This is a genomic window from Richelia intracellularis HH01, assembly GCF_000350105.1.
GTDB lineage: Bacteria > Cyanobacteriota > Cyanobacteriia > Cyanobacteriales > Nostocaceae > Richelia > Richelia intracellularis.
The window spans coordinates 15,219-30,993 of the sequence record NZ_CAIY01000085.1; the positions used below are offsets into that span (position 1 = coordinate 15,219).

At 34.3% G+C, this 15,775-nt stretch carries 9 protein-coding genes; 5 read left to right on the forward strand and 4 right to left on the reverse strand.

From position 1 onward, the window contains the following. Positions 1-427: 427 nt before the first annotated feature. Positions 428-1,630 carry an HhoA/HhoB/HtrA family serine endopeptidase gene (locus RINTHH_RS09260; RefSeq protein WP_008235741.1) on the reverse strand — a complete coding sequence of 401 codons (1,203 nt, stop codon included), beginning with the start codon at positions 1,628-1,630 and terminating at the stop codon, positions 428-430. 1,122 nt (positions 1,631-2,752) lie between these two features. Further along, complete coding sequence (gene dapF, locus RINTHH_RS09265; RefSeq protein WP_008235743.1) at positions 2,753-3,595, reverse strand: diaminopimelate epimerase; 843 nt, start codon at positions 3,593-3,595, stop codon at positions 2,753-2,755. A 1,297-nt stretch (positions 3,596-4,892) separates the two neighbouring features. Here dapF and guaA point away from each other — a divergent pair. After that, positions 4,893-6,518 carry a glutamine-hydrolyzing GMP synthase gene (gene guaA, locus RINTHH_RS09270; protein ID WP_008235744.1) on the forward strand — a complete coding sequence of 542 codons (1,626 nt, stop codon included), beginning with the start codon at positions 4,893-4,895 and terminating at the stop codon, positions 6,516-6,518. Between the two features lie 265 nt (positions 6,519-6,783). Here the strand turns inward: guaA and RINTHH_RS09275 are convergent, their stop codons facing one another. Beyond that, entirely contained in the window at positions 6,784-7,719 is a 936-nt protein-coding gene (locus tag RINTHH_RS09275) for a cation diffusion facilitator family transporter (protein WP_008235746.1), read from the reverse strand. 449 nt (positions 7,720-8,168) lie between these two features. Beyond that, the gene (locus RINTHH_RS09280; protein ID WP_231291185.1) at positions 8,169-8,921 is read right to left on the reverse strand and encodes a DUF3153 domain-containing protein; all 753 of its coding nucleotides are present in this window, start codon (positions 8,919-8,921) and stop codon (positions 8,169-8,171) included. A 2,833-nt stretch (positions 8,922-11,754) separates the two neighbouring features. Between RINTHH_RS09280 and RINTHH_RS09285 the strand changes: the two genes are divergently transcribed. The 4 genes from RINTHH_RS09285 to minE all read left to right on the forward strand — a co-directional run bounded on the left by RINTHH_RS09285 (position 11,755) and on the right by minE (position 15,606). Beyond that, the gene (locus tag RINTHH_RS09285) at positions 11,755-13,074 is read left to right on the forward strand and encodes a four-carbon acid sugar kinase family protein (RefSeq protein WP_044304997.1); all 1,320 of its coding nucleotides are present in this window, start codon (positions 11,755-11,757) and stop codon (positions 13,072-13,074) included. A 54-nt stretch (positions 13,075-13,128) separates the two neighbouring features. Beyond that, the gene (gene minC, locus RINTHH_RS09290) at positions 13,129-14,280 is read left to right on the forward strand and encodes a septum site-determining protein MinC (RefSeq protein WP_008235753.1); all 1,152 of its coding nucleotides are present in this window, start codon (positions 13,129-13,131) and stop codon (positions 14,278-14,280) included. A 144-nt stretch (positions 14,281-14,424) separates the two neighbouring features. Further along, positions 14,425-15,237, forward strand: coding sequence for a septum site-determining protein MinD (minD, locus tag RINTHH_RS09295; protein ID WP_008235754.1), 813 nt, complete (start codon positions 14,425-14,427; stop codon positions 15,235-15,237). A 33-nt stretch (positions 15,238-15,270) separates the two neighbouring features. Beyond that, entirely contained in the window at positions 15,271-15,606 is a 336-nt protein-coding gene (gene minE / locus RINTHH_RS09300) for a cell division topological specificity factor MinE (RefSeq protein ID WP_008235755.1), read from the forward strand. The last annotated feature ends 169 nt before the right edge of the window (positions 15,607-15,775 follow it).

Here is a 15,775-nt window from a genome sequence, read left to right on the forward strand (position 1 = left end):
ACTGAATCTACCAGCTAGATAATTGCTGCTATTCATCACCAAATTTTTTTACCTAAATTGCTGATGTCAGGAATTCTAAAAATTATATGCTAGGTAATTTTCACCTTTTAGTAAAAAATAAAAACTTCATACCCGCATTATTTAGTCTACAGAAGATAATTGCGTATTGTCTGAGGCCAATATTCTTTCATAGCATTATGCAAAATGAAGTTTTAAAAACATTTAGAGTATACATACTATATAGTATGTGTTTGACAAACATACTATATATTTGATCATTGATTGAAGTAGGATTCAGGCTCTAATTTTATGTAGTCTAGATCCCAATTGCCAAAATTACTAATGCCTTTGCATGAATGGATATAATCCTTAATGGATAAAGACTAAGCAATTTATAGTAAGATTTATTGCTATTAACTTTCTATAGCTAATTTAAAGAGGTGTTTTTTAATTCGCCTGTGCGGATAGATATTTGTTGGGCTTGCCCGCTACGCTGTATTTTTAATTGTAGGATTTGTCTGATATAACTATTTTCTACAACCTCCTGTAATTGTTCCGCAGTTTTAATAGATTGGCCATCAATTTGCAGAATTACATCCCCACGGCGGATACCGGAACTAGCTGCTGGTGAATTTGGTATAACTTGCACTACCAAAACACCATCAACTTCGGGAAGCATAATTGAGGAATTTGGGTCGCGATTATTTTGCCTTGCTAAATCTGGGGTAAGAGTCACCATTTGTATTCCTAAATAGGGGTGTACTACTTTACCATTACGTTGTAGTTGGCCAGCTATATTTTTAGCTTTGTCAATGGGGATGGCAAAACCAATACCCATAGCATCAGCACGGATAGCAGTATTAATACCAATTACCTCGCCTTGACTATTGACTAATGGTCCTCCGGAATTACCAGGGTTAATAGCTGCATCAGTTTGAATAAAGTCTAAACGCTTTTCAGAAATCCCTACCTGTGAACTAGGACGCTTAAGAGTGCTAATAATTCCCAAGGTTACTGTATTATCAAATCCTAAAGGGTTTCCTACTGCAATTGCCCAATCTCCTACCTGTATCTGACTAGAATTTCCTAATGGTGCAATGGGTAAGTTTCTAGCATTAATTTTAACTACAGCTAAATCTGTAACTTCATCTACTCCTTTAACTTGTCCATCAAAAGTACGTCCATCTTTTAAACGTACCTTTACGCGATCAGCTTTATCAACCACATGGGCATTAGTTAAGATTAGACCACTCGGGTCAAAAATAACACCTGACCCCAGACCACGCAATTGTCTTTGAGGCACTTGCTGGGAAAACCCATCGCCAAAAAAGCGTCGGAAGAATGGGTCATCCGTAAAGGGATCAGGAATATTACGGGTGACCGTACGTTCCGTATCAATCCTGACTACTGCAGGTCCTACTCGATTAACGGCATAGGTAACAAAACTACTATTACTTGCAACAATTGGAGATGTAGATGGCTTTTGTATTAATACTTGCTGTGTTAGATTACTGTAAACAGGTGCAGGTTCTGCTTTTAAAGGAGATACTTTCAATGAAGTAAAAGTGAATATAGCACCTAGTAAAATTGCGATTATATGGGTGGAGAACTGAAGTATTGAATGGTACATTTGATAGAATTACATAGTCAATTAATAATTTAGGGATTCAAGTATAAAAACCATTCACTGAGAAATTCAATTAATGTTTTTACTGTTATGAGATTCTAAATTCATAATTGTCTGTTGACAAAAATGAATTTAGAGCTTGAAAATTTCCCTTATCTTTTACTATTTATTTTAAATTTAGTAAAAATATTTAAAATAAACAATTATGGGGATTTGCCCATACTTTGTTCGGGTTGTCCCATATGAATGCTGACCATATACGTTAATGAAACTTAATATTTGTACTGTTTAGACTAAAATAAACACTTTTGTGCTCTTTTGAGTCTGGCCTCTCTGAACTCCTAGGAGGCTTGACTTAAAATCTCTCAAATTTAGTTTTACCATGATAAGATCCTAACAATAAAGCTTGATTTACCTTGATTCTAATTTTTATCTTCTTACTCTTAAATCAATTAGGTGTATTTATGCTTCATATGATATATTAGGAATATTATTGCACTATTTTTCAATTTTGATAAGTCCAAAATTGAAAAATAGTGCTCTTTAAGTTTTCAGTTAATCCTGTTGCTATATCTTCATAGATATTGACAGTTTTCTGCTATGAATCTCTGGTTTTGCCTTAATTAAAACTAAATAAAATCTATATCTCTTATATGGTAGTACTAAATTAATTTCAAGTGTGTCTTTGCTTTTAAGCATAAAAAGTTGATTTTTTTTGCTTGTTACCAATTCCAACTTTGTACTCTATGAACCAGAAATCTTCCAAATTTATTAGAAATACATTAAATTCCCTTAACCATGCTACTTAACTTCTATTTTGGTAATCCCCTCTTACTAAGATATAACTAATTTCAACGTCAACAGTAATATATACATCAATCAAATTTTGGGTGACACTTGAAATAAAATAGTGTGCGCTTGGTGCTCTTATGGTATTAACAGGTATTATTCTGTAATGCAACCTTAAAAGGGTTTTTTCTTAAACATCATTAATACTCTAGAAAACTTCATAGACTATAGATAAGAAAAAACCTCATTTTTATATTTACTATATATAGATAAGCACAAGTAATCTTTTCAAGATACTTTATTTACTCTTTTTTCCCTAGACATTAAAAATTAATTTTACGGTAATTTGCCAGTGAAAGCCATGGTTGCAGGTCCAGTCATATAAATTTGCCCATTAACTTTTGACCATTCAACATATAAATTCCCGCCAGGAAGCTTGACAGTAGCAATTCGATCACACTTGTCATTAAGTACACCAGCTACCAGGGAGGCACAAGCACCAGTGCCACAAGCTAAAGTAATTCCTGCTCCTCTTTCCCATACTCTTACTTTCAAATAATCTCTAGCAACAACTTGGACAAATTCGGTGTTGGTTTTTTGGGGAAATGCAAGGTTATCCTCAAATTTAGGCCCAATTTCTTCTAGGGGAATATTTTCCACATCATTTACAAAGGTAATACAATGAGGGTTACCCATACTGACACAGGTTATATTCCACGATTTCTCTCCTACCCTTAATGGTTGATTGATTATTCTCTTCTCTGTTGTAGATAAATTAGTAGGAATTTCCCCAGCCATAAGTCGTGGCGAACCCATTTCTACCTTGACTTGCCCATCAGGCATGAGTTGGGTTACAACTATTCCAGCCAGAGTATGAATACGATATTGGTCCTGGTTTTTACATTCAAGCTCTAAATGAGCAATAAACCTTGCCAAACAACGAATTCCATTACCACACATTTCCGCTTCAGAACCATCAGAATTAAAAATACGCATGGTATAGTCACTACCATTTACTCCAGGCAAGGCAAAAATTACACCATCAGCACCAATACCAAAATGGCGATCACAAATTTTGATTACTTGTTCTGAAGATATTATAGGAATTCTACTGAACCTGTTGTCTATCAGGATAAAATCATTACCCAAGCCATGATACTTAGTAAACTCTATTGACATTTTTCTAGGGATAAATTTTTAATAGTTAAGAGCTATTGCTTATTAGAATCTTACTGTTAGCGATTTAAAAGCTTTTAAATCGCTAACAGTAACTTGGTGAACAATACTTACATCAATATTATCTTAAAGACTCCTACTATATAAATTTACAACCAAACTGTTTAGGATTGATGAGCTATAAGACCTGATTAAATACAAATATAAATATGCAGTGCAAGTAGAACTGCTTACCATAGATGTCTTATACCTGCAAATATTGTCTGGTAGGGGACCGAACATATCTCACTGGCAAGTAATAATAGTCAACAAAATAATTTCATATTTGGAACATCGGTCATCACTTGCATGAAACCCTATATTTATAAAATAAAGTTGTGATATGGTTATGTGTACCAGCTATTTGCACGTAATGAATAATTGTAATTAAGTAATAGTCAAAATACATTTTGAATTGAGCTAGAATATAAAGGCTACTAAAGTGTAGGGTTTATCGATATTTTTCCCCATCAGCATTGTTGACTACCATTGTAAATACCTGTTTATTCTAAAATCATTACCTTAGTCTTTTCGACACAATAATCTTGACATGCTTGAAGTGAGTTTTACCCCATTATTAGGCTTGATTAATGGCTTTCATAACACCTGTACTGACTTTTTATCTCTCACTTTAGGAGCAAATCTGGTATATGTCTAATTGTCTATGCCAACTGTAAGAATTAGGTAGTTATTTTCAAATAGACTTCAACCTGTAGCGGTGATAATCATCTTGGAACCATTAGCTATAGACTTTCAAAGGATTTCCATTATCATTGCCATGAACAATAATACTTAAATATTCTTAATCAAGATAATGGAATTAAAATACAAATATTATCTCCTCACTATTTGAGGTAATTATATTAAGTTGCTATTCACCATACTATCTAATAAACGAATTTCATAAAATTCATGGAGAAACGAACCAACTATATAGTAGATGTTACAAACTCTCGATATTTTTTGGGAATTAAGAATACAAATCCTCATAGAAGCACTAAGTGCTCATATTCCTGATAGCAAAATTGTGTTAGCTTGATATGGAAAATAATAAAGGCTCATAATCAAAAAACTAGTTATTATACCTATATTAGAATAGACTTGTGTTTTTAATTTGAATTATTATTCTACCATCGATTGATCAAAAGTAGTAAACTTGGTTACTTTTGTATCATTTTCTCATGTTCGTTATTTCCCCTAAATTAGTATTGAATTAAATTAGGAAAAATCATTCATAATATATTATCAAATACTCACCACCATGAATACAACGGTGACTCTACCAAAAAACCAATCAGACTTCAGACAAGAGCAACAATTAGGGCAGATTCGCCACGCTATGATTATAATTCTGGACTTTGGCTCTCAGTACTCTGAATTGATTGCTCGACGGATTCGCGAGGCTCAAGTTTATTCTGAAATCCTCTCCTATCGAACCACGGCCGAACAAATTCGGCAACTAAATCCCAATGGTATTATTCTTTCTGGTGGTCCTAGTTCCGTTTATGATAATGGTGCCCCCCGTTGCAACCCAGAACTTTGGGATATAGGCATTCCCATTTTGGGAGTGTGTTATGGGATGCAATTAATGGTAGATGAATTGGGAGGACATGTAACCAGGTCAGAGCATGGTGAATATGGCAAGGCGGCCTTATTTATAGATAATCCTACAGATTTGCTAGCGAACATCGATAGTGGTTCAATTATGTGGATGAGTCATAGTGATTCGGTTCAACAAATGCCTAAAGGATTTGAATTAATCGCGCATACAGATAATACATCCTGTGCTGTAATCGCCGATCATGATAGGAAGCTCTATGGGGTACAATTTCATCCGGAGGTAGTAAATTCAATTGGTGGACCACCATTAATCCGCAACTTTGTCTACCATATTTGCAATTGCAAACCAACTTGGACAACTGCAACATTTGTAGAAGAATCCATCCAAGAAATAAGAGTAAAGGTTGCTAAAAAGCGTGTCCTATTAGCATTATCTGGTGGGGTAGATTCCTCAACCTTAGCTTTTTTGCTTCATAAAGCTATTGGAGATCAACTAACCTGTGTATTTATTGATCAAGGCTTTATGCGCAAGTATGAGCCAGAAAGACTAGTGAAATTATTTCAAGAACAGTTTCATATTCCGGTAGAACATGTGAGTGTCCGTGATCGATTTCTTAGGGCCCTAACTGGGATAACAGATCCAGAGGAGAAAAGGCGAATTATTGGTCATGAATTTATCCATGCTTTTGAGGAAGCATCCAAGGAGTTTGGACCATTTGATTATTTAGCTCAAGGCACATTGTATCCAGATGTAATTGAATCTGCAAATACAAGTATCGATCCTCAAACTGGGGAACGAGTGGCAGTAAAAATTAAGAGTCATCACAATGTAGGTGGTTTGCCAAGAGATTTAATATTTAAGTTAGTTGAACCATTACAGAAATTATTTAAGGATGAAGTTCGTCAAGTTGGACGTTCAGTTGGTTTACCGGAAGAAATTGTTAATCGTCATCCCTTTCCAGGTCCAGGATTAGCTATCCGCATTATTGGTGAAGTAACAGCAGAACGGCTAAATATACTGCGAGATGCTGACCTGATTGTACGCCAGGAAATTAAACATCATGGACTTTACCACGACTATTGGCAGGCATTTGCCGTATTATTACCAATTCGTAGTGTGGGAGTCATGGGTGATCAACGTACTTACGCCTATCCTATAGTTCTACGTGTTGTGACTAGCGAAGATGGTATGACTGCTGATTGGGCACGAGTTCCACATCATGTTTTGGAAGTAATGTCTAACCGCATCGTTAATGAAGTCAAAGGAGTAAATCGGGTGTTATTAGATATTACTTCTAAGCCACCGGGAACTATTGAGTGGGAGTAACATGATTTACTAATGATTATATGGTCAAGTAATCTCTCCATAGGTTTGGAAGATATGATTTTAGTTTATGCAACATAATTAATAGAGTAATTAATATTAACCACTTTAAATATTATTTACTTTTTCATTATGGGTATAGTCTAATTTATAAGGTCATAATCTTTCGAGCCTACCCTGACATCAGTAAGTTAGTTGTTGGACAAATTGGGAATTTTAGAAATAATAAGCACCATTGTTCTATCAATTTAAATAGCTTTTACCAGCCTTATTCAGATTCATCTGAATCAAAGTTGATTTGCTCTAATTCATGGACCGGTGGTTCGACATGAATGAAAATACGTGCAGGACCAAAACGCTCTTCTAAAATCCTTTCTAACTCTTCTGTAATTTGGTGAGCAGTTCCTATGTCATATACATTTACAATTAGCCGCATCTCAATAAATACTTGACGGCCAATTACACCCCTTGAAGATATGTCATAGCAGCCAAGTATGCCCCCTATAGAAGTTGCAATGTCATGAATTGATTCTGGTGCAATGGCTACTTCATCAACTAGCCAAGGTACATTGTCCTTTAAAACTAAACAACTGCTCCAAAATACTAAAAAAGCTATAGGAAAAGCCAGTAATATATCTAACCACCAGTAGCCTAACCAAACCCCAATTAAACCAAAAATGATGGTAATAGTTACCCAAACATCACTCATAGTATGTTTTGCATCAGCAATCAGGATAGGACTGCTAACTCTTTTGCCCACATGACGCTCATAAAATGCCACAAAAATATTTACACCCAGAACAATCAATAACAACCATAGTTCTGATACAGATATTTTTACACCACTGCCACCTTTAAAGATACGTTCTAATGCTCCTTGTAAAATTTCAAAGCAAGCAATTCCCAAAAAAGCAGCTATTCCTAAAGCCCCCACTGCTTCAAATTTAAGATGTCCATAGGGATGTTCCCGATCTGGATATGGTGAGGAGAAGTAAGTAGTAATTAATCCTAAAACATTGCTAGCGCTGTCAGTAAGACTATGAAGAACATCAGCCAATAAACTTAAGGAACCCGTCCACCAAGCAATGACTACCTTTAATATCATGACGAATATATTCAATACTAGAGTAGTAATTAAAACCTTTCTGACTTTAGTAGTTTTGTCAGTAATGATAGAGACTCTTCGGACTAGGTTTTTAGACATACACTGTAGAGCTTGAGAAAACAAAAAATATTAACCATATTAAAGTCGTTTAGTTCAGCTTACTAAATATTCAATTTAGTAAGCTGAACTAGAGTCCATATTAGTCAGGTAATTTTCAAGTAATTTAAGCTATCTATATGATATGATTGACCACTTATTTTGTATTGTCCTTACTGACATGTCGAGTGTTTTATTTTCAATTACTTTTATAATTATTTGAAATAGGGACTCTACCATTTAGCATGCTGAAGGAAAGCATGCTCTAGAAAAATCTGGGGTGGTGCTTACCCCATCAGCATTTTTACTATATTGCCTGTAATAAATACATTATGATTTTTTAATCATCAGAATAATAGGAAGTTTCAAGAAAATAATTGTGAGATATTATATTTTATGGTGCAAGCCGAATACATTTACCATATATGTTGGCGGAAAGCCTATTAATATATTTAAGTTATAGGGTTTTTAAAAGAAATTTCTATTTTGGGAGGAGTCATATAGTAATATCGCAAATAAATTCCTCCCAAAACTAAAAAGATAATAAATAATGAGCCAATACCTAAAAAGTTAGGAAGCCAAAATGCTACCTCTATGTGATTAATCCTTCCTGTTTGTAAACACCATACCAGTCGATTACCAATTCTGTCAGGTCGGAGTGAGTCTTCCATAATGGCAATACTATTGATTCCCCAAGGTACTTTTAAGCTGAACTCCAAATTCAGGATTGGTTGGATATTAGATGATATGCTATCCCTACTGGAGATAGGGGTAAGTGATCGTAAGTCTAAATTGTATACTAGATGATTCCTTTCTATAAGAATAAAGTTGTTCTGCTTTAGGTTTAATATTGACTTTAATGGGGGTATTTCTGAAGGTTTAGTTTCAGAATCAGTATTATTCTGATTTGTTTGACTGATTGGATTGCTTTTAGAGCTAAAAAAACTATTAAATTTATTTTGTAATTCTTTTCCATTACTAAAGGGTATCCTTATAATTATTTCCTCTCTAGAAATCCGATTTACTTTACCCTCTAATTTGTTGGCACTGCGTTCAATACTATTGAACCATCCATAAAAAGTTTCACCACCAAAACTAGTTATCCTTTCCCCTAAATGAATATGCTGCAAAAATTCCCCGCTGTTAGAATGATTAAATGTTAGGTTCACATCATACTTTACACACCCAGATAACAGCAGGGACATGAAAGAAAAGATTATTATAGACTGGATAACATTTACAGAAAGAGAGAATGATTGAAAAAGATTCTTATATCTATTATTTATAATTATTGTAATACAAGTTATTATTTTTATATATTGAGTAATTATAAACAATCGACCCTGAAATTCTGGCAACCGATTCATTGCTATTACTCTTCCTAATCTAGTAAAAATATATGGTGTTATGCGGTGATATTGTGTAAGCATATGAACCCCTCTTTATAAACCCCACCACAATAAAACACCTAAAATTAGTACAATCATAACTGAGTCAAAGCAAATAAACCAATTATTTAGTATTTACTTTGTTCAAATCCAAAGCTCCTTCATAAGCTGAAATTTACCTCTGAGAGAATGAGGGCTTTGTAATAGTAAAACCTAACTGAGGTTTATTCTCTGAAGTATTGGAAATATCTGGTATTTTACCATCTATTTCTGAGGATGTATTAACCTATGTACAATTAGAATGTAATGTAAATACTTCACCTTCCTACTAGTTTCAAGGAGAAGGTGGCTTTTTAGGATTTTACACAAAGTAACTGAATCCTCATTTTTCCTTATAGCTTTATAAGCTGTCACCAGCAAAGCTTTTACATCACCAGCTAATCTCGTTTTAGGAGGCAGCGCAGCACAGTACTAGCCTCTTCAATCTTTTATGGCTTTCTGATAATCTCCATTATCAAGGGCAATCTTTCCACATTTATAACAATTTTTAGCCACTTCTAAACTTTCTAGACTCACAGCTAGCAGTCCCACATTTTAGATAGTTATTGGGTAAATTCTAATTTTCTGCAATCTGATTTCGCATATTCACTAGGAAATCCATACCTAGAAAAATCTGAGGAATATCAACTTAACAATGATTTACGGGCATTTTAATATTTCTAACTTCTAAATGATAATCTGTTCAGGATACTATCTGAGAACTGTTGATTAAGACTACTGAGTTCATTTTACATTAATACTTTTATTCTTCATGAAAGCAAATTCTAGTTAAAATAGAAAACCTATCATGCAGTTAAACAATAAAAATTTTTATAACTACTTATGTAAACCATTTGACGATAGCAATACTAAAACCTTCAAGAACTGTTGGAATTTCCCTTATTATTTCATCCTCATCTATTCCTAATTTGATACTTAATAGTGTTAATACTATTATAAAAGTTATAGTCACTATAACTTAATATGATTCTCAAACTTCATTATAGACATAGTATTCAGAACAAAAAGATTTTTTCCATAGATATGCCAATATTTAGAGATGGGTAAGGATGCTATGAATAAATGCAAATCATTGGGTTTGTTTGGAAACAAGAAGTGATTTTATAGAAGACTGCTAAATGATTTAGGATAACAAATGTTAGGTTATGAATTTGGCAGTAATTTAAGCAAAGGTAATTGGCGTACTCGGAAAATAGTCTGTGTAGGAGGTTTTGCTTGTTATTCTTACTGAATAGCAAGCAAAACAAGTTAATTCTGTTACTCCTAGATAAACTACTTGAACAGTATATAAAACATACTATTACTACTGAATATTTGATTTAGATTTGATTTAGTATAGCTTCTAATTTAGATATGGAATATACTCAAGTCTATTGAATGAATATTATAGATATGATTTACATAATATGCTTAAGACAAGATGTGCATCATCAGAACATAGTAAATCATATAGTCAGCAAAGTATTACATACAAGCATTTATTCTTTTTAGAAGATAGTATTAGTTCAGAATAATGCAAATCCAGAAGAAACTTATAGAAATAGTTACCATAATTCTGAAAATAATGGTAACTATTTAACTTAAATGTTATCTAAATTATAATCAATTTAGTTTTTATTGGAACTTGGGAATATCATGACAGGATTTCTACAGATTCATGAGAATCAAATGTGATATTTATTATCAGTATCAGGAGATAAAAATCATGAGCTAATATAACTAATATATTATGACAAGCAAGACTTAGAACAGGATATATAAGTCGTAAATCCACAGAGAGGTTTGAACTTCCGATCTTACATAATGAAGTTAAGATAACAAATAATAAAAGAGGTGAATAGTCAACTTTTAGTATTAATTGAATTTATGTGAATTCTCATTATATTCTATGTGAATATTATTGTTATACTTGAGGTTTTTTGATACAAGAGATTGAGGCAGAAAGTTTCATTTCCTTCTACTAGAAAATTTATACTTATTTTAGTAAGACTTCTGAAACTTTATTTTTAACGCCTTATCCTTGACTATTAGTATGATTTTGCAGGAAATAATGATAGCTATACTGGATATACTTAAAGCTTTCCACTATCGGAAAGCTATCATAAATTATTCAAACTATAACCCTAGCAATGTGATTCAATTCATATTACCTTTAGGGGGATAACCCAGGCTAAAGCAACCATGAAGTTAGTCTGGAATCAAAGTACAATAGTCAATTGATAATTCCAAACTGTTCAGAACATTAAAAGTTACCTTTGTTGTCCATTCTTTTTTTATATTTTATAGGCAGCGATTAAACCCTTTGGTTTATTCATCTCAACAAGATTTATTGGAATGTAATCTAAGGGTTTGCCCTTAGGACTTTATATGAATTATAAAAAAGTCAGCTAAATCATATCAAAAACTGTTTCAATTTAATTTGTTTATTCCTTATAAATATTAAATATTACAAAATAAATCCCAGTGTAATTATAGAAGTCAAATAATTTAATTTTTGTTCAACTAGATAGTAATTTCTGTCATTCTTGTATTTAGTGGACTTATCGATGTTATTTCCATGTTTGTATCTCCAGGAGGATTTAATTTTGGTATGAGCAGAAAACCAAAAATTATAGTTATTGATGATGATCCCACTGGCTCCCAAACAGTCCATAGCTGTTTACTATTAATGAGATGGGATGTGAGTACTTTATGTTTGGGATTACGAGACACAGCACCGATTTTCTTTATTCTTACAAATACTAGGGCATTACCTCCAGAAGCTGCAAATGCAGTTACCAAAGAAGTCTGCCAGAACCTGAAATTAGCCCTTAATACAGAAGCAATTGAGGATTTTCTAGTTGTTAGCCGCTCTGACTCTACCCTACGGGGACATTATCCGATAGAGACTGATGTGATCGCCCAAGAATTAGGAAATTTTGACGCCCATTTTTTGGTTCCAGCTTTCTTTGAAGGAGGACGTATTACACGTGACAGCGTTCATTATTTAATAATTGATGGTGTTCCTACCCCAGTTAGTGAAACGGAGTTTGCAAAAGATTCAGTATTTGGCTATCGCTACAGTTATTTACCCAAATATGTGGAAGAAAAAACTAATGGATGTATTCCGGAAAAGTCAATAGAAAGATTTTTACTTGCAGATATCCGTAGTGATAGTCAAGCAAGACTAATGAAACTAACTAATAATCAATGTTGTGTGGTGGATGGAGAAATCCAAAAAGATTTGGATATGTTTGCCCGTGATGTTCTTGCCACAGCCAGTCGTGGGAAAAAATTTCTTTTCCGCTCTGCTGCTAGTATTTTAACTGCTTTAGCAGCTTTACCACCCCAAAAAATAGCTGCAGAAAAAATGGCGGTATACGTGCGACAAGGCAGCACAGGAGTGATAATTGTTGGCTCTTATGTTAGAAACACAAACCAACAATTAGAAAAATTGCTGCAAGCTGAAGGATTATGTGGCATTGAAGTTGATGTATCCAAATTACTCAATGGGGAGAATATACTAAAAGACCTTATAGAATTAACCTTAGCTATGGTTTACCAAGCACATGCAGAAGGTAAAACCTCTGTGATATATACAAGTCGTAGAGAATTAACTTTTCCTGGTGTGGAAGCACGTTTAGAATTTGGTAGCCAGGTGTCTAATGTACTTACAAAAATTGTCCGAAGACTACCTCATGATATTGGCTTTTTGATTAGTAAAGGTGGTATTACTTCTAATGACATTTTAAGTAAAGGTTTAGACTTGACTTCTGTACAATTACTTGGTCAAATCTTAGCTGGCTGTTCTGTAGTAATTACCCCTGATGATCATTCTACTTTTCCTAATTTACCAATTGTATTATTTCCCGGTAATGTTGGTAGTTCAGATGCTTTAGCCAGTGTTTATCAACAGTTGATTAAACACTAGAAAGCTTTAAAAAAAGAATAACTTGCCTATTTAACTTATTTTGGCCATTACAGTATGAATTATGATTCTAGCAACCCCAAAGTTAATATTAACTCTGCCTCCACATCTGAAGAGCTAGATGATAATCCTATACTCCCAGATGCAGAAGTTGATTCTGTAATTCTCTACCTAAATTCAAACAAGGTTGCAATGGATGATTGTCAACAATCATCAGCTATCCCTAAAATTTCCACTAAGAGAGGATACATTTATAGCTCTCTTAGTAGTAATACTGATAGTTATACTGAAGCTACTATATCTGAATATATGGGTACAAATACAACTAATACTAATGGGGATATGAACGAATACCAAGCAGTCCCCACTCAAGATAGTAAGATGAACCAAATAATAGCTAATGAAGATAGAAATTCGGGCAATTCCCTTTCATCCTCACAACTTGGAGATATGCCTTCAGTGGTATATCCAAACCAGCAAGTCCGTTTTAAGAAGGAAGATGACAAGTTATTATTAATTTTACCTACAGAATCGAAATTACCAAGTTCTGAAGTGAGTTCGTCAGAAATTTGGCAACAACTTCAATTACTCCTAAATGCAAGTGAACGTTTGCAATCTGATAATACTTTAGTACATTTAATTGCCGGTAACCACTTACTAGATGTAAGACAATTACAGGAATTGGCAAAAATGTTAGGAGAGCATCAAATGCTACTCAAATCCGTATCTACAAGTCGTCGTCAAACAGCAATCGCTTCTGCCACTGCGGGTTATTCTGTAGAACAAGTAAAAGTAGAGCCAATACTGACCAAACAACAGTATAATGATAACTTCCCAACTGACAGTCTTTATCTAGAGATGACTGTGCGCTCTGGAATTGAAATCCGCCATCCGGGAAGCATTATTATTTTGGGAGATGTAAATCCTGGTGGTATTGTAGTAGCAGATGGCGATATTCTAATTTGGGGTCGCCTACGTGGGATTGCTCATGCTGGTGCCGGGGGAAATCGTCAATGTATGATTATGGCTTTGCAAATGGAACCCACCCAATTGCGTATTGCTAATGCCTTAGCTCGAGCACCAGAAAAACAAGTAACCCAATTTTATCCAGAAGTAGCCTACATCATAAAAGAAACAATCCGAATCACTAAAACCACCGAACTATCAAGACTCCAATTAAGTAATCCGAATTTGTCTGACTTAGGATGAATAAGTATATTATTTGGTGTACAGTAAAAAATCATAATTGCTACTTTGCACTTTGTATTTGACAGTTTATCCTTCTGTCAATATTTTCATGCAATATTTTCATGTATTTTCTGTCCTCATCCCTATTGAGAGCGCGTTTCTATCATGACTCGCATTATTGTTATCACCTCCGGTAAAGGAGGGGTGGGTAAAACCACAGTTTCTGCAAATTTGGCCATGGCTTTAGCTAAAATCGGCCGCCAGGTAGCCTTGGTAGACGCGGACTTTGGTCTGAGAAATTTGGACTTGTTGTTAGGACTAGAAAATCGCATTGTTTATACTGCGATAGAAGTTCTAACACGGGAGTGTCGTTTAGAACAAGCTTTGGTGAAAGATAAACGGCACCCCAATTTGGTTTTGTTACCAGCAGCCCAAAATCGGACTAAGGATGCTATAACTCCCGATCAAATGAAATTGCTAGTTAATGCACTAGCCCAGAAATATCAGTATGTAATTATTGATAGTCCTGCAGGTATTGAAAACGGATTTAAAAATGCGATAGCCCCTGCTAAAGAAGCCTTAATTGTTTCTACCCCAGAAATTTCCTCTGTAAGGGATGCAGATCGCGTAGTAGGCTTACTGGAAGCACAGGGAATTAGGCGTACTCACCTAATAATTAATCGAATTAGACCAGCCATGGTCAAGGCAAATGACATGATATCAGTAGAGGATGTTCAAGAGTTATTAGCAATACCTTTAATTGGTGTCATTCCTGATGATGAGCGTGTAATTGTTTCCACAAATCGTGGTGAGCCTTTAGTCTTAGCAGAAAAAGATAATGCTTCTCTTGCTGCTATTGCTTTTGAACATATTGCCCGGAGACTAGAAGGAGAAGCAATAGAATTCATGGACTTAAATGCACCCGCAGATAGTATCTTTGATCGTTTACGCAAACTATTATGGACAAAGATTGTTTAACTTATCACTTTACTCCATGCACATCTACTAGTAATGATTCTTGAAATTTTAGAAAAACTTTTCTCTCGTAGTGGTCTTGATAATAGCCGTGCTGAAGTCAAGCGACGTTTGCAATTAGTAATATCCCATGATCGTGCTGACCTAAACCCCCAGATGATGGAAAAAATGCGACAGGAAATTTTGGAAATAGTTTGTCGTTATGTAGAAATAGAAAATGATGGCTTGGAATTTTCCCTGGAAAGTGATCAAAGGACGACTGCCCTGATTGCTAACTTGCCCATTCGCCGGGTAAAAAACCCTGACATAAAATATAGTGACGAAGAAATTCAGAGTAACTCCTCTGAAATATTGCCACCAACTATTAGTTAAAGAAGATATAATCAGGAATAAAAGCAAGCAGTAATAAAAAAGTGAATAATACTAAATGTATTTTTAAATTGCTTTTGTAATAACTGAGAATGAATTTAAAGATAAGAGTTCAATTCACCTGTACAGAGGAGTTATATTAAATAGATAGCAGGCATTTTAAATAATATAA